General features: G+C 72.9%; 19 protein-coding genes and 1 riboswitch. Of the genes, 14 read left to right on the forward strand and 5 right to left on the reverse strand.

The window, feature by feature from the left end:
- Nucleotides 1-92: 92 nt before the first annotated feature.
- The 5 genes from ACIRG9_RS11495 to ACIRG9_RS11515 all read left to right on the forward strand — a co-directional run bounded on the left by ACIRG9_RS11495 (nucleotide 93) and on the right by ACIRG9_RS11515 (nucleotide 3250).
- Nucleotides 93-1244, forward strand: coding sequence for a WxL protein peptidoglycan domain-containing protein (locus ACIRG9_RS11495; RefSeq protein ID WP_402853730.1), 1152 nt, complete (start codon nucleotides 93-95; stop codon nucleotides 1242-1244).
- Between the two features lie 94 nt (nucleotides 1245-1338).
- Nucleotides 1339-1785, forward strand: a complete 447-nt coding sequence (locus tag ACIRG9_RS11500; protein WP_402853733.1) for a hypothetical protein — start codon at nucleotides 1339-1341, stop codon at nucleotides 1783-1785.
- Nucleotides 1786-1899: 114 nt separating this feature from the next.
- Entirely contained in the window at nucleotides 1900-2322 is a 423-nt protein-coding gene (locus tag ACIRG9_RS11505) for a hypothetical protein (protein WP_402853735.1), read from the forward strand.
- A 42-nt stretch (nucleotides 2323-2364) separates the two neighbouring features.
- A complete protein-coding gene (locus ACIRG9_RS11510) occupies nucleotides 2365-2643 on the forward strand; it encodes a DUF4229 domain-containing protein (protein ID WP_402853738.1) in 279 nt (92 codons plus the stop codon).
- A gap of 121 nt (nucleotides 2644-2764) precedes the next feature.
- The gene (locus tag ACIRG9_RS11515; RefSeq protein ID WP_402853741.1) at nucleotides 2765-3250 is read left to right on the forward strand and encodes a hypothetical protein; all 486 of its coding nucleotides are present in this window, start codon (nucleotides 2765-2767) and stop codon (nucleotides 3248-3250) included.
- 128 nt (nucleotides 3251-3378) lie between these two features.
- Here ACIRG9_RS11515 and ACIRG9_RS11520 read toward each other — a convergent pair whose 3' ends face one another.
- Nucleotides 3379-4719 (reverse strand): C39 family peptidase, encoded by a 1341-nt coding sequence (locus tag ACIRG9_RS11520; protein ID WP_402853743.1) that lies wholly within the window; start codon nucleotides 4717-4719, stop codon nucleotides 3379-3381.
- 220 nt (nucleotides 4720-4939) lie between these two features.
- Nucleotides 4940-5027: riboswitch (cobalamin riboswitch) on the forward strand.
- Nucleotides 5028-5141: 114 nt separating this feature from the next.
- On the opposite strand from ACIRG9_RS11520, the gene ACIRG9_RS11525 reads away from it, so the two are divergent.
- The 3 genes from ACIRG9_RS11525 (at nucleotide 5142) to ACIRG9_RS11535 (ending at nucleotide 8093) form a co-directional block, all read left to right on the forward strand.
- Nucleotides 5142-6077, forward strand: a complete 936-nt coding sequence (locus ACIRG9_RS11525; protein ID WP_402853745.1) for an ABC transporter substrate-binding protein — start codon at nucleotides 5142-5144, stop codon at nucleotides 6075-6077.
- A gap of 172 nt (nucleotides 6078-6249) precedes the next feature.
- Complete coding sequence (locus ACIRG9_RS11530) at nucleotides 6250-7266, forward strand: FecCD family ABC transporter permease (protein ID WP_402854265.1); 1017 nt, start codon at nucleotides 6250-6252, stop codon at nucleotides 7264-7266.
- Nucleotides 7263-8093 (forward strand): ABC transporter ATP-binding protein, encoded by an 831-nt coding sequence (locus ACIRG9_RS11535; protein ID WP_402853748.1) that lies wholly within the window; start codon nucleotides 7263-7265, stop codon nucleotides 8091-8093. The genes ACIRG9_RS11530 and ACIRG9_RS11535 overlap by 4 nt, the downstream gene beginning before the upstream one ends.
- Nucleotides 8094-8151: 58 nt before the next feature.
- On the opposite strand, the gene ACIRG9_RS11540 is transcribed toward ACIRG9_RS11535, so the two are convergent.
- From ACIRG9_RS11540 to ACIRG9_RS11550, 3 genes are all read right to left on the reverse strand, one after another.
- On the reverse strand, nucleotides 8152-8931 hold the full coding sequence (locus ACIRG9_RS11540; RefSeq protein ID WP_402853751.1) for a VOC family protein: 780 nt from the start codon (nucleotides 8929-8931) through the stop codon (nucleotides 8152-8154).
- Between the two features lie 94 nt (nucleotides 8932-9025).
- Nucleotides 9026-9766: an ABC transporter permease gene (locus tag ACIRG9_RS11545; RefSeq protein ID WP_402853754.1), complete on the reverse strand. Its 741-nt coding sequence runs from the start codon at nucleotides 9764-9766 to the stop codon at nucleotides 9026-9028.
- 8 nt (nucleotides 9767-9774) lie between these two features.
- Nucleotides 9775-10665: an ABC transporter ATP-binding protein gene (locus ACIRG9_RS11550; protein ID WP_402853757.1), complete on the reverse strand. Its 891-nt coding sequence runs from the start codon at nucleotides 10663-10665 to the stop codon at nucleotides 9775-9777.
- A gap of 182 nt (nucleotides 10666-10847) precedes the next feature.
- Here ACIRG9_RS11550 and ACIRG9_RS11555 point away from each other — a divergent pair, with 182 nt between their 5' ends.
- The 4 genes from ACIRG9_RS11555 to ACIRG9_RS11570 are packed head-to-tail and all read left to right on the forward strand — an operon-like array spanning nucleotide 10848 to nucleotide 13081.
- A complete protein-coding gene (locus ACIRG9_RS11555) occupies nucleotides 10848-11174 on the forward strand; it encodes a hypothetical protein (protein WP_402853760.1) in 327 nt (108 codons plus the stop codon).
- Nucleotides 11175-11184: 10 nt separating this feature from the next.
- Nucleotides 11185-12111: a WXG100 family type VII secretion target gene (locus ACIRG9_RS11560; RefSeq protein ID WP_402853763.1), complete on the forward strand. Its 927-nt coding sequence runs from the start codon at nucleotides 11185-11187 to the stop codon at nucleotides 12109-12111.
- Nucleotides 12112-12120: 9 nt separating this feature from the next.
- Nucleotides 12121-12474, forward strand: a complete 354-nt coding sequence (locus ACIRG9_RS11565) for a YbaB/EbfC family nucleoid-associated protein (protein ID WP_402853765.1) — start codon at nucleotides 12121-12123, stop codon at nucleotides 12472-12474.
- 4 nt (nucleotides 12475-12478) lie between these two features.
- A complete protein-coding gene (locus ACIRG9_RS11570) occupies nucleotides 12479-13081 on the forward strand; it encodes a hypothetical protein (RefSeq protein WP_402853768.1) in 603 nt (200 codons plus the stop codon).
- Nucleotides 13082-13657: 576 nt separating this feature from the next.
- Here ACIRG9_RS11570 and ACIRG9_RS11575 read toward each other — a convergent pair.
- Nucleotides 13658-16144 (reverse strand): HelD family protein, encoded by a 2487-nt coding sequence (locus ACIRG9_RS11575; protein WP_402853770.1) that lies wholly within the window; start codon nucleotides 16142-16144, stop codon nucleotides 13658-13660.
- Between the two features lie 209 nt (nucleotides 16145-16353).
- On the opposite strand from ACIRG9_RS11575, the gene ACIRG9_RS11580 reads away from it, so the two are divergent.
- Together ACIRG9_RS11580 and ACIRG9_RS11585 are read left to right on the forward strand one after the other, a co-directional pair.
- On the forward strand, nucleotides 16354-16935 hold the full coding sequence (locus ACIRG9_RS11580) for an ArsR/SmtB family transcription factor (RefSeq protein ID WP_402853772.1): 582 nt from the start codon (nucleotides 16354-16356) through the stop codon (nucleotides 16933-16935).
- A 44-nt stretch (nucleotides 16936-16979) separates the two neighbouring features.
- Nucleotides 16980-18311 carry an MFS transporter gene (locus ACIRG9_RS11585; protein WP_402853775.1) on the forward strand — a complete coding sequence of 444 codons (1332 nt, stop codon included), beginning with the start codon at nucleotides 16980-16982 and terminating at the stop codon, nucleotides 18309-18311.
- Nucleotides 18312-18320: the final 9 nt, after the last annotated feature.

Consider the following 18320-nt stretch of genomic DNA (forward strand, 5'->3'; position numbering starts at 1 on the left):
GTGACAACAGCGCGAGCGGATGTACCGCGGACAGCCGGTCCGCGGTACATCCGCTGCGTGTCCTATTCGGAACCCCTCTCGGAGCCGTACCCATGCGCCATCGTGATCTCTTCCGTACCGGGCTCGTACTGCTGGCCGTCGTAGCCCTGACCCTTCCCGGCGTCGCCGCTCCGGCCGTCGCCGGACCGGGTGCCGCGCGCGCCGCCGGCGCCGCGGCGCGGCCCGTCGCATCCCAGCCGTCGGCCGCGCCCACGGCGCGCCGCGAAGAGCCTCGGTGGAGCGTGCAGCCGTCGAGCAGGAAGGGGGTGACCGGCAAGAACCACTTCGTGTACGACCTCTCGCCCGGCGAGCAGATCATCGACTACGTCGGCATCAGCAACCTCGGCAAGGAACCGATCACGCTCGACACCTATCCCACCGACGCGTTCAACACCGAGGACGGTGCCTTCGCCCTCCTCCCCACCGGCCAGGACCCCCGGGGTGTCGGCGCCTGGATCAGGCTGCCGCAGCGGTCGTACACGATCGCGCCGGGGAAGCGGCTGGACGTGCCGTTCACGCTGAAGGTTCCGGCGAACGCCGAGCCGGGGGACCATCCCGGTGCCGTCGTCGCCGCGATGTCGGTGACGGCGACCGGCCAGGAAGGGCAGCAGGTGACCATCGAGCGGCGCATCGGCGCCCGGGTCTACCTGCGGGTCAGCGGGCCGGTGGAGCCCTCCGTGCAGATCACCGGGATGGAGCTGCGGTACGACAATCCGCTCGTCCCGTTCCCCGGTGGGGACCTGATCGCCACCTATCGGGTGGCGAACCTCGGCAACGTCCGGGTCACCGGCAAGGCGCGGATCCAGGTCAAGGGTCCACTCGGCGTCCGGCTCGGCCACAGCGAGATGATCGACATTCCGGAGCTGCTCCCGGACTCCGAGATCAGGCTGACCAGCACGATCCATGGCGTGTTCCCGGCCGGTCCGATCACCGCCTCCCTGGCGGTGAACCCGGAGACCGTGGACAAGAAGGAGGCGGTATCCACCGCCAGGCGGTCCGTCTCGACGTCCGCGGTTCCCTGGGGACTGCTGATCTTCCTGGGTGTCCTGGTCGCGGTCGTGGTCCTGGTGTTCGTCCTGCGGCGACGCCGTCGCCGGCTGCTGGCGGAGATCGCCGCCGGCGACGGCGGTTTCCACGACGCGGCGGACGGAGATCCGACGCCGGCAGCCGCCGGTGGCCGGCGCACGACCGGCGCGAGCGGATAGCCCGTTGCCGCCGGAGGGCGGCCGACCGCCACGCCGGAGTTCCGCCGGCGTGGTCGCGCCGGAGTCGACATCCAGGATTGAGAGAGAAGTTGTGGTGAACAGGACCCGGATCTGCCGTCGCCCGGTAGCGGTCGCCTCGCTGGCCGGTGCGATGGTCGCCCTCTGGGCGACGGGCGCCCAGGCCGCGGTCGAGCGGCCTAACGTCGCCGCGGCGGCCGTCGTCACGATGACGTCCACGGCACAGCCGGGTTCTTCGCGGCAAGGTCAGGGAGGCGAGCAGGGCGGGAGCATGCAGATCGTCGTCTCGATCGCCCCCAAGCCGACCCCCTCGGGCAGCACCGGCCCGACCGCCTCGCCCACCGCGACCGCCTCGCCCACGGCAACGGGTGCCCCGTCGCCTTCCCGGCCGTCGCCCGGGGGCACCCTGCCGCGTACGGGGGTCGCGATCGGTGCCCTGGTCATCGCCGGCGCGGCACTGGTCGGCGGCGGCGCGGTGCTGCGGATGTTGGCGCGGCGGCGGCGGGACCTTCGGTCGCTCTGAACTGACCCGGCCCGGCCGAGCGGGACATTTCACGGGTCGGCGTTCCGTACGTGCCTGGGCTCGCGGTACGGCGTTCGCGGTCGCCACGTCGGCTCGCGTACCCTCGTAACCGTCATGACTGAGCAGCGGAGCAGCTTCCCCCGCCGGGATGCCGAGGGGCGCATCCTCACCCTCGGCGACCTGCTCGGGGTGAGTCTCGCCGGCCTGGTGATCGGAGTGCTGGCGCTGGTGGCCTTCGAGTGGGCGTTTGCCTCGATCGGCGCGGGCGGCTTTGGCCGGACGAACGGCTGGCTGGCGGTGATCCTGCCGGTCTGGTTGTTCTGGGACGACTTCCGGGCCTGGGAGTTCGGCGCCGCTCGGGTGGTGGCGGCCCTGGTCGCCGTCGCGGTCGGTGTCTTCGCCGGGCTGCTCGCCGCGGGGCTGGCCGCCGGGCTGCCGGCGCTGTTCTCCGGCGCGCTGGCGGCGGCGGTGTTCACCGTGGTCTACGCGGTGATCTGGTTTCATGGCGTCCACTGGCTGGCCCGGCGGACGGGCTGAACCTGCCGCCCCGGAAGCGACGGCGGAGAACGGAGTACGAAGGTGAGCGCGGCGGTCAAGTACACGCTGGGCCGGATCGGGCTGTTCGTCGGCGTGCTGGCGGCCCTCTGGTTCGTCGACATGAGCATCTTCCTGCGGCTGCTGCTGGCCCTGATCTCCTCCGCCGCGCTCTCGTTCTTCCTGCTCCGCGGCTGGCGGGACGAGATGGCCGGGGAGATGGCCGAGGCGTCGGAACGGCGCCGCGCCGAGAAGGAACGGCTGCGCTCCGCGCTCGCCGGGGACGACCAGCCCGAGCCGGCGGACCAGCACCGCGAGGAGTAGGCGGGGCGGGGTGGCGCCGGCGAGCCGGCGGTCACGAAAAGCCGACGATCACGAGAAATCCTGACGGCCACGGCAAAATGGGGCAGCGCGAGCGGCCGGGTTGCCGCTAAGGTTCGCCGCCGTGGGTATCTTTAACACGATCAATGGATGGCGGACGAAGGTGTTCGTCTGGATCGGCCTGCCGGCCATCGCCGCCATCGGACTGATGATGGGCGCCACCGACCTCGCCCCCGCCTGGCAGGCGAAGAACGGTGGCGGGACGGCGGGCACGTTCACCGCGGTGAACGAGGAGTGCAGCCGCCGCAGCTGCCAGTGGCACGGGAACTTCGTCGCCACCGAGGGCGGCGCCCAGCGTGCCGATGTGATCCTCTACGACGCCCCGGACGGGCTGGCCAAGGGCGCCACCGCTCCGGCGCGCGACTCGGGTGCCCGCGGCGGCGTCTACTCCACCACGGGTGGGTCGACGTACCTGCTGGTCACCGGGCTCACCGTGGCCGGCGTCGCCGCACTGGTGATCTGGGTGGCGATGATCGTGCGGGCGATCCGGCGCCGCCGTGAGAAGGCCGAAACGTCGACCCAGCCCGCCTCGTTCGCCCCGTCGGCGTAACCGCCCCGTCGGCGTAACCGCCCCGTCGGCACAACCGCCGCCGTCGGCACCGGCCTCACGGCGGCCGAGCACCGGAAACGAACGGGCCCGGCACCGTCCCGAGGGGGGACCGTGCCGGGCCCGTCCCGTCACCAGTTGGTCGAGCCGGGGACGTTCGGCCAGGCCTTGTTCGTCGGCTTGATCAGGTACGCGATGCCGCCCGAGCCGCCGGCCACCGTGCCGTTCGCCCGGTACCGCTTGGTCCGCAGCCAGATCTGCTCGAACTGCTCCCGCTTGTAGACGTTGCGCACGGCGTCGTCGGACGACGAGGCGGGGTCGTTGATGATCACGTCACCGTCGGCGGTGAAGCCGACCACCACGAAGAGGTGGCCGGAGGTGCCGTAGTTCGCCCCGTCCAGCTCCTCCGAGAGGAAGGACTGCGAGGTGACGACCGGGATGCCGGCCTTGATGAAGCGTTCCACCTCGTCCAGCGAGTGCATCCGGGTGACCCGCGCGTCCAGGCCGGGGAAGCTGGCCGCGTACGCGGTGTTGAACGGCCAGTTGCCGGCGCCCTCGTACTCGTAGTCGTAGGTCATCCGGGCGGCGTGGTCGACGGTGGGGTCGGCGTACCTCGGGTCGACCCAGGCGGTGTCCTCGGCCGAGGGCTTGCGGCCCCAGTACTCGACCACCATCTCGGTGGAGGTCGGCGAGCACCAGGCCTCACCACCGTTGTCGTACTCGGGGTACTCCCCGACGTGGATGTTCTGCGAGTAGCGCGGGACGGGCAGCTCGATCCCCCAGGCGATCCCGCCCTTGCTCGGCGTGACGGTGAACCGGTCCGGCACGTTCGAGCTCATCGCGCCCAGCATCCACACCCGCGGCGCGGCGGACTGTCCCGGCGCCCGGTAGAGGGTCAGCCGGAGCTGGTACGACCGCAGCAGCACGCCCTTCGCGGCGTCGTCGACGGAGAAGGTGTCGGTCCAGATGGTCGACCACGGGTCGCCCTGTCCGTCGAGGGTGGCCCGCTTGATGTCCTGGTCCCCGGAGGCCCAGCGGCCCATCACGTACCAGGGGGTCTGCTGGCCGGTGTTGTACGTGCCGTGCAGCTCGACCTGGATCCAGGTGCCGGCCGGGGTCTCCGCGTTCCACGAGGCGACCAGTTCGGTGGCGTCGAAGCCGACGGCCCGCTCCGGGGAGGTCCAGGTGGCGTACTCCCAGGTGCGGGTGGTGCCGCCGTGCTTGTCGGTGAAATCGGTGGTGCCGACCGGCTGGTCGATGGTGATTCCGGTGCGGTGGCCCGGGATGGCCCGCGTCCCCTGGTGGGTGCCGGTACGCCAGTCGGGGTACTTCGACCACTCCTGGAAGGTGATCTGCTCGTCGTGCGGACCGGTCGGGAGGTTGTTGCCCGCGTGGGCGGGTGCGGTGGTGCCGAGGAGGGCGAGCGCGGTCACGCCCGCGAGGACGACCGCGCGTAACGGTTTCGTGATCATGGCAGCTCCCATGGAATACGGCATCGTTGCCGTTCACTGTCGCGCCTGGCGGGAACTTTCGCCAGGGGTCGACGCATGGAAAATCTTTGCCGGCGGGACGATCCGGTCGGGATGCCGCCGGCCGGCCGGGGCAGCCCCGTGAGGCCCCCCACCCACCCCTCCCGTCCGGGTGATCTCCGCTGGTCGTGCGCTACCGTGCTACCGACCAACCCGCAGCGAAGCCGGTGCGAAACCGGCGCTGTCCCGCAACTGTGATGCCCCTGACCGGCACCGGCCCGCCGCCGCTGCCGAACAGGGGACGAGCCAGGTCGCCTGCGGCGGGGTCGCGACACGCGCTCTCGAGGAAGGGCGCCTCGCGGACGGGTACGCCGAGGCGCTCCCTGTCGGCGAAGCACCACGCTCCTCGACCGACAGGAGGACCGATGTCCAGACGTACCCCCAGGCTCTTCGCCGCCGCCCTCGCGGTCGGCGCGCTCCTCCTCGGCGGCTGCGCCGAGAAGACCTCGAACGACGCCCCCGCCGCCGGCGGCAGCTCCGCCGCGTCCTTCCCGGTCACCGTCGGCAAGCTGACCCTCGACAAGCGTCCGGAGAAGATCGTCTCGCTGTCGCCGACCGCGACCGAGATTCTCTTCGCGATCGGCGCCGGCGGGCAGGTCACCGCCGTCGACGACCAGTCGAACTATCCGCCGGAGGCGCCGAAGAGCGACCTCTCCGGCTACCAGCCGAACGCCGAGGCGATCGCCGGCAAGAGCCCCGACCTGGTGGTGGTCGCCAACGACCTCAACAAGATCGTCGACCAGCTCACCGCGCTGAAGATCCCGGTGCTGCTCGCCCCGGCCGCGGCCACGATCGACGACACGTACCAGCAGGTCACCGACCTGGGCGCGCTGACCGGGCACCCGGGCGAGGCGGCCGACGTCACCAAGAAGATGAAGGACGACATCGCCACGCTCACCGGCAGCCTGCCGAAGCGGGCGGAGAAGCTCACCTACTACCACGAGCTGGGCCCCGAGCTCTACACGGCGACCAGCAAGACCTTCATCGGCTCGATCTACGCCCTCGCCGGCCTGGAGAACATCGCCGACCCGTCGGACGCCGACGGCAAGAACGGCGGCTACCCGCAGCTCTCCCAGGAGGTCATCGTCAAGGCGAACCCCGACTTCGTCTTCCTCTCCGACACCAAGTGCTGCCAGCAGTCGGCCGACACGGTCAAGGCCCGCAGCGGCTGGGCCGGCATCACCGCGGTGAAGAACAGCCAGATCGTCGCCCTCGACGACGACATCGCCTCGCGCTGGGGCCCGCGCGTGGTCGACCTGCTCCGGGTGATCGTCGACGCCACCGCCAAGGTCCCGGCGTGACCTGCCGGTGAGCGTGCGACCAGCGGAATCCGCCGGCCCGGCCGGGACGCCCGAGGCGTCCCGGCCGGCCGGCCCGCCCGCGTCCCGATCCGCGCCCGGCCATCCGGTCGGCGGGCGGCCCACGGCCGGACGGGGTACGACGGCCCGGCCGGCCGGGCTACCGACCCGCTGGCTGATCATCGGGATCGGCACCGTGCTGGTCGCCCTGGTCGCCGGGGTGTCCCTCGGCCCGGTCAGCCTGCCACCCGGCAGCGTCGCCGCCGAACTGCTGAATCTGCTGCCCGGGGTGCACCTGGACAGCGGGCTCAGCGAGCGGGAGATCGCCATCATCACCGAGCTGCGGCTGCCCCGGGTCGTGCTCGGCCTGCTCGTCGGCGGGCTGCTCGCCCTGGCCGGCGGCTGCTACCAGGGCGTTTTCCGCAACCCGCTGGCCGACCCGTACCTGCTCGGTGTGGCGGCCGGTGCGGGGCTTGCGGTGACCGCCGCGATCGCGCTCGGCGCTGGGGCCGGCGGCGCGGTGAGCGGCATGCCGGTGACCATCCCGCTCGCCGCGTTCGTCGGCTCCCTCGGCGCGGTCGCCCTGACGTACCTGCTCGGCGCGGCCGGCGGGCGCGACCGGTCACCCGCCACGCTGATCCTGGCCGGGGTGGCGGTATCGGCGTTCCTTGCCGCCGGGCAGACGTACCTGATGCAACAGCACGCCGAGAGCATCCAGCAGGTCTACTCCTGGCTGCTCGGCCGGCTGGCCACCGCCGGGTGGCGCGACGTCCAGCTGGTCCTGCCGTACTTCCTGATCACCGCGATCGTGGTGCTGCTGCACCGGCGGGAGCTGGACGTGCTCAGCGTCGGCGACGACGAGGCCAGCAGCCTCGGGCTGCACCCGCAGCGCTCCCGCTACCTGCTGATCGCCGCCGCCTCGCTGGGTACCGCCGCCGCCGTCTCCGCGTCGGGGCTGATCGGCTTCGTCGGCATCATCGTGCCGCACACCGTACGGATGCTCGCCGGGTCCAGCTACCGGGTGATCCTGCCGCTGTCGATGCTCTTCGGCGGGGCGTTCCTGGCGCTGACCGACGTGGTCGCCCGGACCGCCGCCGCGCCCGCCGAGATCCCGATCGGCGTGGTCACCGCCCTGCTCGGCGGCCCGTTCTTCGTCCTGGTCCTGCGCACCGCCCGCCGGGTGTTCACATGAGCGCGAGGAGTGAGCCGGCTTTGCGAGCCCCGCAGCCGCGACCAGGTGATCCGCCGAGCGCGGTGGAGATCCGGGACCTGCGCGTCGAGCTGGGCGGCGCGCCGATCCTGGCCGGCGTCGACCTGACCGTCGCCGCCGGCGAGTGGGTCACCGTGATCGGCCCGAACGGCGCCGGCAAGTCGACCCTGCTGCGCGCCGTCGGCGGCCTGCTGCCCGCGCCGGGCGCGGTCTCCCTCTTCGGTACGCCGATCCACGCGTTCCGCCGCCGCGACCGGGCCCGGGTCGTCGCCACCGTCGCCCAGTCCCCGGTGATGCCGGCCGGCATGTCGGTGTTCGACTACGTGCTGCTCGGGCGTACCCCGTACATCCGGGCGCTGGGCCGGGAGTCGGCCGCCGACCTGTCCGCCGTGCACGAGGTGCTGGATCGGCTCGACCTGGGCGCGTTCGGGCACCGGGAACTGGCCACCCTCTCCGGCGGGGAGCGGCAGCGGGTGTTCCTGGCCCGTGCCCTGGCCCAGGGCGCCACCCTGCTGCTGCTCGACGAGCCGACCAGCGCGTTGGACATCGGCCACCAGCAGGAGGTCCTGGAACTGGTCGACCAGCTCCGGCGCGAGCACGGCCTGACCGTGCTCGCCACCATGCACGACCTCTCCATCGCCGGCGAGTACGCCGACCGCCTGGTGCTGCTCGCCGGCGGCCGGGTGGCCGCCGACGGCCCCCCGCACGAGGTGCTCACCGAGGACCTGCTCGCCACCCACTACCGCGCCCACGTCCGGGTCGTCCAGGGCGACCACGGCCCCCTCGTCCTCCCCGTCCGCCCCCGGTGAAAGGAAGGGCCCCTTGTTGACGCCTCCGGTAGAGGAGGGGTCCCCCTGTTGACCGCTGCTACGCCGTGGCGCGGCGTACGGGGCGGGGGGCGAGGGTGGAGAAGAGGGCGCCCTGGGGGTCGCGGAGGGCGGTGAGCCGGCCCTTCGGGGTGTCCCGGGGCGGGACCAGGACGGTGCCGCCCAGCTCGGCGGCGCGAGCGGCGGTGGCGTCGGCGTCCGCCACCGCGAACCACACCGACCAGTACGCCGGCAGGTCGGCCGGCAGCTCCGCCAGCGGCGGCGTCAGCCCGCCGACGATCAGCGCGCCGCACCGCCAACCGGTGTACGGCGCCGGCTCGCCCGGCTGCTCCTCCGCGTGCCAGCCGAAGACCAGCGCGTAAAAGTCCCTCGCCCGTTCCGGAACGGGGGTGACCAGCTCGTTCCAGCACATCGACCCGGGCGCGTTGAACAGCTCCGCGCCGCGCATCGCCATCGGCTGCCAGACGCTGAACACCGCACCGGCCGGGTCGGAGAGGACCGCCATCCGGCCCTGGTCGGAGACCTTGAACGGGGACACCACCACCTGACCACCGGCCGCCTCGACCCGGGTGGCCACCAGGTCGGCGTCGTCGGTCGCCACGTACGTCGACCAGATCGGCACCTGGTCCGGGGTGGCCGGCGGGCCCACTCCGGCGACGGCCCGGCCGTCCTTGCGGAAGACGGTGTAGCCGCCGGCCGCGGGCTCCCGGGAGACCTGCCCGGTCCAGCCGAACAGCTCCGAGTAGAAGCGTTTCGCGTCATCCAGCTCCGGGGTCGCCAGGTCGGTCCAGCAGGGCGTGCCGGGCTCCACGCCGCTCACGGTGACCCCTCTCGCCGGGGGCGGCCCCGTTGGCACGCCCTGCCGGCATCGTGGCACCGCCGGGTCCCCCACCGGGCCGGAATCGGGCAAGACGTCAGGCGAAGCGGCGTCCCTCGTCCCGCCGGTACGCCCACCCGGCGACCGCCGCCAGCACCACGAGCCAGACGCCGAGCATGACCATGGAGAGCGGGTCAGTTCGCCAGTCGGTGGTGGCCGCCCACACCACCTCCACCGCTCCCCGAGTGGGCAGGTAGGGGGCGATCGCCTTGATGAAGCCGGGCGTGCTGTCCGGGCCGCCGGTGAGCAGGCCACCGCCGACGGCGAGCGGGAAGAAGACGAGCTGGGCCACCACGATCGCCGCCTTGCTCGGCAGCGAGTAGCCGATGGCGAGCCCGAGCAGGGTGAACGGTACCGAGATCACCGCCACCGCGCCGGCGCCGAGCAGGAACTGGACCGGGGTCACCCGGGCGGCGGTGGCCACCGCGGCGATCACCACCACCGGGATCATGGACAGGTAGGTGAGCGCCAGGCCGGCCAGGATCCGGCCGGTGAGCCGGGCCGCCGGCCCCGCGGGCAGCGTCCGGGTGTACGGGTCCCAGGGCTTGTCGCGGTCCTCGGCGACGCCGACCCCGTACTGGAAGATGTTGGCGCTCATCACGGCAAAGGTGACCATGGCGGCGGTGGCGTAGGTGGCGGCGGTCGCGTCCTCCCCGGTGAAGGGCACCACGAAGAAGAGCATCGCGGCGGCGGGGAAGAACGCGCTGCCGAAGATCGCGACCGGGATCCGGACGGTCTCCAGCAGCTGGAAGCGGGCGTGGACCAGGGCGAGCGGCACGAGGGCTCCTAGACGGCGGCGGCGGTGGTGGGCCGGTCGTGGGCGGTGATGGCGAGGAACGCCTCCTCCAGCGAGGTGGGCCGGACCTCCAGGTCCCGGAACGTCACCCCGGCGATGACCAGGTCGCGGACGAGCTGGTCGGCGTCCGTGGTGAGCAGGTGGGTACGCCCCTCGGCGTGCTCGGTGGCGATCACCCCGGGCAGCGCCGGCAGGTCGTCGGCGACCAGGCTGACCCGGCGTACGCCGACGATGTCCCGGATCGCCTCGACGGTGTCGTCGGCGAGCACCCGCCCGTGCCCCATCACCACCACCCGCTGGGCGAGAGCCTCCACCTCCTCCAGGTAGTGGCTGCTCAGCAGCACGGTCCCGCCGTCGGCGTGGAAGCCGCGGATCGCCTCCCAGAGGGCGTGCCGCGCCTCGACGTCCAGCCCGGTGGTCGGCTCGTCGAGAATGACCAGTCGGGGCCGGCCGACGAAGGCGAGGGCCACCGCGAGCCGGCGGCGCTGCCCGCCGGAGAGGCCGCCGGTCTGGCGCTTGACCTGGTCGCCGAGGCCGAACCGGTCGAGCAGTTCGCCCCGGGGCATCGGATCGGGGAAGTGCCGGGAGACGAAGTCGATCACTTCGCCGACCCGGAGCGTGGCGGGCAGGCCGGTCTCCTGCGGGGTGACCCCGAGCTGCCGCCGGCTGGCCGGGTCGCGCGGGTCGCCGCCGAACAGCTCCACCCGGCCGGCGGTGGGCCGGCGTGTCCCGACCAGCAAATTGATCAGCGTGCTCTTGCCGGCGCCGTTCGGGCCGAGCAGGCCGACCAGCTCCCCGGCGCGGACGGTCAGGTCGACCCCGTCCAGGGCCAGCACCTCGCCGTAGCGGCGGCTGACCTGGTCGGCGCGGGCCAGGATCATCGGGCCTCCTTCGCGGATCGCGGTCCCGGGCGGATCCGCCACTACAGGTGTAGCGCGCCGGCGCGAGTTCCGCCGCCCCCACCGGGCGGCGTCGGACGCGGCGTGTCCTTTAGTGTGGTATCCCCCGTTCGAGGTGCCCTGGCGACCCGGGCGGGACGCCGACGGGAAACCGGGGAGAGTCCGTGACCAGTCCGAGTAGAAACCTGGAAGTCCAACCGGAGGCACTGACCGCCTTCGCCGCCGCCTCCCGGGAACGGGCAGCCCGCTTCGGCGAGTTGCGGCGGGTGTTCCACGACGGGCACGTGCCGCGGCACGCCTTCGGCATCATGCCGGCGTCCTTCAGCCTCGCCGCCGCGTACGCCGAACAGTTCGAGGCGTGCCTCACCGGGCTTTCGGAGGGTGCCGAGGTGATGGCCGACATCGCCGAGGGGATCAGCGACACGGCCGACGCGTACACCGGGACCGACGCGGAGACCGACGACATGTTCGCGCCCGGCGCGTCGGCCTGAGGGGGACTGGATGAGCACAGAGGCGCTCCAGCGCAACAAGACCTACTTCGAGCAGATCGTCTCGGGCACGCCCGACCCGTTCAAGCCGCTCTCGAACGCGGTGCTCTGGCCGTTCGAGCAGCTGCTGGAGCTGGTCGCGGGTGAGCCGGACGACCTGATGCGGGCGGCCCAGCTGGCCCTGACCACCGGCGAGGCGGTCCGGCAGATCGCCGGTGACCAGATCGCCGACCGGGCCCGGCTGCGGGGCGCCTGGGACGGCGACGCGGCGGAGAAGTTCCACGCCTCGATGGAGTCCGTGGAGGAGGCGATCGAGGAACTGGCCAAGGGGCTGGACGGCACCAAGGACGTGCTGGTCGACGCGGCGAACGCGGCGGTCGACGCGTTCAACCTCCTGGTCGAGCTGATCCTGGAGTTCCTGCTCTGGTTCCTGACCGAGGTCATCATCGCGGCGGTGGCCGCCTTCCTCAGCGCGGGCGTGACGTTGGCCGCCACGGTGGTCCGGGTACTGGCCCGGCTCGCCACCACGGTCGGTCGGATGTCCAAGATCGTCGCCCGGTTCGCGGAGATCCTCACCAAGCTGGTGACGAAGCTGGAGAAGGTCGCCGAGCTGCTCACGAAGTATCGCAAGACCGTGATGGAGCTGCGCAAGGCGAAGAAGGCGTACAAGGCCTGGAACAAGTCCGGCTACACCAAGGAAGCGTTCAAGTTCAAGCTGCAGCGGACCGCGATCCTCTTCCCGGGCCGGTTCGCGATCAACCAGGCCTCGCCGGTGAACATCCCGGGCATCGGTGGAGCCCTGCTGGACACCGGCGTCGGCCTGCACGACGTCTCCGACGGGCACAAGGACCGCAACTATCTGGTGGACGGCACGTACAAGGAGGACCTGGGCCCCTACACCAAGGGTGTGCAGAACGTCTTCGACTCGATCGTGAACTGAGAGGCAGCCATGACCTTCCCCGCCCTGGACCGGATCGAGGCGCTGGCCCGCAACCTGGACGGCTGGCAGCGTGAGCTCGGCGCGCGGATGGCCGAGCTGGAGGAGAGCAGCGCCGAGGGGGTGAGCGACTCCGGTCTGGTCACCGTGACCGCCGCCGCCGACGGCAAGATCCTCTCCACCGACATCAACGCGCGGGCGATGCGGTTCGACTCGTACACCCTCGCTGAGGAGTTCACCGCCGCCGCGAACCGCGCCCAGGAGGCGGCCGCCGCCCGGGTCCGCGACATCGTCGGCGAGGTGATGGGTGGCGCGCCCGCCGCCCAGCGCCCGGCCGACGACGGCTACGGCAACGATCGATACTGATCCGATGGACGGCAGTAGATACCGCGACCGGATCGGCCAGCTCGTCGAGCCGGGCGAGCGGGTGCTGGCGTACGCGAAGGCCGACACCGCCAAGGGGGCACCACCACCTCTGCCACTCGACGCGGCGAAACCGGAGGCGCCCGTCGGCCGGTTGAGCATCGGGGCGGCGCTGCTCAACCTGATCTCCCCGCTGATCAGCTGGGGGTGGGGCGACCGGCTGGTGGACCGGATCCTCTGGGGGATCGCCGGGCGTGGTGACCCCGGGGCGGCCGCCTCCCGGCTGCACCACGCGCTGGACCCGCCCCGGCCGGAACTGGCGGTGCGGGACATCCTGATCGTCGCCACCGATCGGCGGCTGCTGGTCTGTGTGAGCGGGCCGATGAAGCTGCTGTCCAGCCGGGAGGACGACGAGCGGTCGGTGGACGAGACCGGGATCGCCTGGTCGGCGTCGCGGGCGGAGGTGGCGTCGGCCCGGGTGGGCTGGCACCGGCTCAACCCGAAGCGCCTGCGCATCGATTTCACCGACGGCTCCTGGCTGTCCTTCACCGTGCCGATCGCCGAGTCGGGCGGCCCGCTGCGCGCGGTCGCCGCCGCCCTCCCCGACTGACCCCCGCCTCGGCGCGCCCGTCTCGGGCACCTCCGTCTCGGGCACCTCCGTCTCGGGCCACCGCCTCGGGCCACGGCCGCCTCGCGCCACCGCCTCGGGCCACCGCCTCGGGCCACCGCCTCGGACCACCGCCTCGGGCCGCGGCCGCCTCGCGGCCGCCCCGCTGGACCGCACGAGACCACTCCCACCGAGCTTCCTATCTGGGCGATCGCTCTGATGAGCCGCCCGAGAACGTCTTCGCCCGACTCGCCCGCTTGGTCAACTCAGTGTGCGGCAAAGCGTGGTCTTTTTGGCCGTGGTGACCGCTGTATGCCGCACATGGAGTTGATCAAGTGAAGGGCGCGGCCGGGTGGAGGTCGTTGCTGGTGGGTGGAGGTCGCTGGCGGCGGGCTCAGCCCGGCCAGTGGGTCCATCGAGGGTGTTCCCGCCGGACCCCGCCCGCTTGGTCAACTCAGTGTGCGGCAAATCGTGGTCTTTTCGGCCGTGGTGACCGCCGTATGCCGCATACGGAGTTGATCAAGCGAAGGGCGCGGCCGGGCGGAGGCCGTGGGCAAGCGAAGGTCGCTGGCGGCGGATTCAGCCGGCCAGCGGGTCGGGCAGCGGGTCGCGGTGCAGCACCGAGAGCCGGGACACCGCCCGGGTCAGCACCACGTAGAGGCGGTGCAGGCCGCGGGGCTCGGCGGCCACGATCGCGGCCGGCTCGACGACCACGACGTGGTCGTACTCCAGGCCCTTGACCAGGGTTGCCGGGACCACGGTGACCCGTGCCGCGGCCTCGACGTCGTCGGCGGTCGCGGTCTCGACGCCCGCGTCGGCGAGCGCCGCGCGGAGCCGGTCCACCGCGTCGTCGGCGGCGATCACGCCGACCGAGCCGTCGTGCGCCAGCGCCGCGCGCACCTCGGCCACCGTTGCCGCCGTCAGGTCTTCGGCGGTACGCACGTCCAGCGTCCCGTCGAGGCGCAGCGACTCGGCCGGGGGTACGTCGACGGCGAGCGCGGGCAGCAGCCGGTTCGCGAACGCGACCACCGCAGCGGGTACCCGGAAGCCGACGCTCAGCGGCACCACGGCCGCGCCCGGCTTACCGAGGTGGGCCAGGGACTCCCGCCAGTCGGTGGCCGCCCACGGCGCGGTGCCCTGGGCGAGGTCGCCGAGCAGGGTGATCGAGCCGTGCTCGCTGCGGCGGGCGATGGCTCGGCACTGCATCGGGGAGAGGTCCTGTGCCTCGTCGACCACCACGTGCCCGAAGCCGCCGGGCCGCTCGATCAACCCGGCCGCCTCGTCGATCAGCACCGCGTCCGCGGCGGTCCACTTCGTCGCCTTCGGGGTACGGCCCAGCTTCGTCCCGGTCGCCCCCCGATCGGAGCGCCGCCCGATCACCACGTCAGCCGTCACCACGTCAGCCGTCACCACGTCAGCCGTTGCCGCGGCAGTCGTCACCACGTCAGCCGTTGCCGCAGCAGCCGTCACCACGTCGGTCGTTGCCGCGGCAGCGTTGGTCGGCGCACCGCCGGCTGCCGTCACCACGTCAGCCGTCGCCGCGTCAGCCGTCGCCGCGTCAGCCGTCGGCACGTCAGCCGTCGGCACGTCGGTCGTTGCTGCGGCAGCGTTGGTCGGCGCGCTGTCGGCCGGCCGGCGCGGGATGCCTGCGCCGCCGAGCAGAAGAGCCTGTTCCTCGGCATTGAGCAGACCCTCGGCGGCCGTGGCGAGGGCGTCGGGGTCGGACCAGAGCCGGTGCAGCAGCCCTTCCGGGGTGAGCGCCGGCCAGACCGCGTCGAGGAAGGCGGTGACCGGCTTGGCCTTGCCCATCCGGCGTAGCCAGGCGTCGCTGGGTGACTCCGCCCGACGGGCCTCGGACTGCCGTTGCAGGAGCCCCACCACCCGGGCCCGGACACGCTCCCGGCCGGTGGCGTACGGCAGCCCCTCGCGGCGGGTCTCGTCGACCAACCGGTGCAGCGGGTCGAGGCCGATCCGCCAACGGAACGAGCCGTCCGACACCATGATCGGCTCGATGGGCGTACCGATGTGGGCGTCGACGGCGCGGCGCAGCACCTCTGCCATCCGGACGTCGTGCTTCAGGGTGGCGAGGGCCGGGTCGTCGACCGCGCGTACCGGCACCCGGGCGACCAGGTCCTCCACCGTGGCCTGCTCGACCTCGACCTCGCCGAGCGCCGGCAGCACGGCGGCGATGTACGACAGGAACGCCCGGTTCGGCCCGACGATCAGCACCCCCGACCGGCGCAGCCGTTCCCGGTGCAGGTAGAGCAGGTACGCGGCGCGGTGCAGCCCGACCGCGGTCTTGCCGGTGCCGGGGGCGCCCTGTACGCAGATCGAGTCGGCCAGGTCGGCCCGGACCAGCTCGTCCTGCTCGGGCTGGATGGTGGCGACGATGTCCCGCATCGGGCCGACGCGGGGGCGCTCGATCTCGGCGGTGAGGATCCGGCTGGCCGTGCCCAACTCCTCGCCCCGGTCCAGGCGCTCGTCCTCGAAGCTGGTCAGCAGGCCGGAGCTGAACCCGAACCGGCGCCGGACGGCGACGCCCTGCGGGTCGCGGGCGCTGGCCCGGTAGAACGAGCGGGAGACCGGCGCTCGCCAGTCCAGTACCAGCGGCTCGCCGAGGTCGTCGGTGACGTGCCGGCGCCCGACGTGGTACACCCCGACGACTTGGTCGTCGGGGTCGCCCTCGCCGCTGTGCCGGCGGTCGGCGTTTCCGCCGCTGTGCTGCTTGTCGGCGTTTCCGCCGCTGTGCCGCCTGTCGGTGCTTCCGCCGCTGTGCCGGCTGTCGGTGCTTCCGCCGCTGTGCTGCCTGTCGGCGCTTCCGCCGAAGTCGAGCCGGCCGAAGAAGAGCGGGGTGGTCGGGTCGTCGGCCAGTTCCTTGACCCGCCGGGCCATGTGCCGGCCCAGCTGTTCCGCGGTGTACGCGTCCCCGGCGACCTTCTCGCCGGTGGCGAAGAGCGCTTCGGCGCGCTCGCGCATCCGGCGCAGCGCGGCACGGGAGGTGTCCAGGTGCGCACGTTCGGCGGCGAGCGCGGCGTCCAGGGTCTGTTCGGGTGCGTGCAGGGTCATCCACGTACTCCTTGGTCACGGGAAAAACGCTGCCGCTCGCGTTTCCGACGTCGGTCGGCGCGGGACGTCCTGTGCGGTGCTACTCACCACGGCCGTCAGGCGGGACAGGACAGCCTACTCCGGCCCGTATCGAGGGCAACCGGTTTTCCCCGAGGTCGGGTGGTCGCCGTCGCTGGTCCAGCCCGGTGGCAGGGCGGGATCATGGGGGCATGACGGAGGAGCGTCCCGAGCTGCGCCGGGTGACCATCAGCGACCCGCAGGTGATGCGGGCCCTGGCTCACCCCGCGCGCATGGCGATCATGGAACATCTCAGCACGGTGGAGGGGGGCGCGACCGCCACCGAGTGCGCCGAGATCGCCGACCTCTCGCCGAGTGCGACCAGCTATCACCTGCGGGAGCTGGCGAAGTTCGGGCTGGTCGAGGAGGCCCCGAGCCGGGGTGACGCCCGGGAACGGGTCTGGCGGGCGTTCAGCCCGTCGTACTACATCGAGTCCGGTCCGGACGCCGACTCCGAGGCCCGCGCCGCCGAGCTGGCAGTGGTCGACGCGCACCTGGCCCGGGACAGCCAGCGGGTCCGGGACTGGATGCGGCGCGCCCCGGACGAGCCCCGCGAGTGGTACGACGCCGCCCGGTTCAGCGACACCCTGCTGCTGCTGACCGCGGAGGAACTGGTCGAGCTCAACAGGGCGATCCAGGAGTTGACCAACCCGTACCGGCGACGGTTGCGGACCGATCCCCCCGCAGGGGCCCGGAGCGTCGCCGTGCAGTACCGGGCGCTGCCCATCGACTGACATCCGGGGTTGTGTCCCAAGGTGTGAAGGATTATTTTCGAAATATGTCCTTCGCATCTGCCTCGTCGCGCTGGCCGGACGTCTGGCTCGCCACCACCGCCCGGGGCATCTCCAGCTGCGGGGATTTCCTCGCCGCGAGCGCGCTGGCGCTCGCCCTCCAGTCCGCCGGGGCGGGCGGTCTCGCCGTCTCCGGGCTGCTGCTCGCCGCCACCCTGCCGCTGGTGGTGCTCGCCCCGCTGACCGGGCGGCTCGCCGACCGGGTGGACAGCCGGCTGCTGCTGGTGGTCGCCGGGTTCGCCCAGGCCGGGGTCTGCCTCGCCCTCGCGTACGCCGGGCGCCCGGCTCTGGTCATCGGCCTGGTGGCGCTGCTCGCGGCCGGGCTCGCGGTGACCCAGCCGGTGCTCTCCGCGCTGGTGCCGGTCATGGTCCGGGCCGAGGACCTGCCCCGGGCCGGCGCCCTCGTCCAGACCGCCGGCACCCTCGGCGCGCTCGCCGGGCCGGCACTGGCCGGGCTGCTGGTCGGCGGGTTCGGCACCCGGGTGCCGCTGCTCGTCGACGCCGCCAGCTATCTCGCGCTGGTCGCGGCCGGGCTGCTCATCCGTACCCGCCGAGGGGGCCGGCGGCCCGGGCCGGCGGCAGGACCGGCCACCCCGGCATCGGCCTGGCAGCTGCGGCGCGACCCGCTGCTGGTCGTCATGGTCGGCAGCCTCGCCGCGGTGGTCGCCGCGGTCGGCGCGATCAACGTGATCGAGGTCTTCTTCATCCGGGAGACCCTGCACAGCTCCACCACGGTGTACGGCCTGGTGAGCGGCTCCTGGACGCTGGGCATCGTGATCGGTAGCTGGGTCTTCGCCCGGGTGGCCCGGCGCCTCGCCGACGACGGCGCGCTGCTCGGGGCCGGGCTGGCCCTGCTCGGCGGCTGCTGCCTGGCGGTCCTGGCCTCGGCGGCGGTGCCGGCCGCCTGGCTGCTCGTGCCGATCTGGCTGGTCGGCGGGGTGGGCAACGGCGGCGAGAACGTCTTCAACAACCTGCTGCTGGCCCGGAGGGTCCCCGATGCGGCCCGGGGCCGGGCCTTCGCGGTCTTCGGGGCCGCGGTCCAGGGCGCGGGGATGGCCGGCTACCTGGCCGGCGGCCTGCTGCTGGAGGTGGCCGAACCCCGGCCGCTCGTCGTCGGCTGCGGGGTGGTCGGGGTGCTGGTGGTGCTCGCGGTGGCGCTGCCGGTCCGCCGGGCGGTACGCGCCGAACGCGCGGCGGCCGGGTCGGCCGTCCCCGCGCCGATGGGACCACCCGGCGGGGTCGAGCCGGGCACCTCCGGTCGGGACCGGCTGGCCGGGGAGCGCGGTGCGGAGTTGGCCACTGAACTGCCCACCCGGTGAGCCGGCCCG

It is taken from the genome of Micromonospora sp. NPDC093277, assembly GCF_044765245.1.
Lineage (GTDB): Bacteria > Actinomycetota > Actinomycetes > Mycobacteriales > Micromonosporaceae > Micromonospora.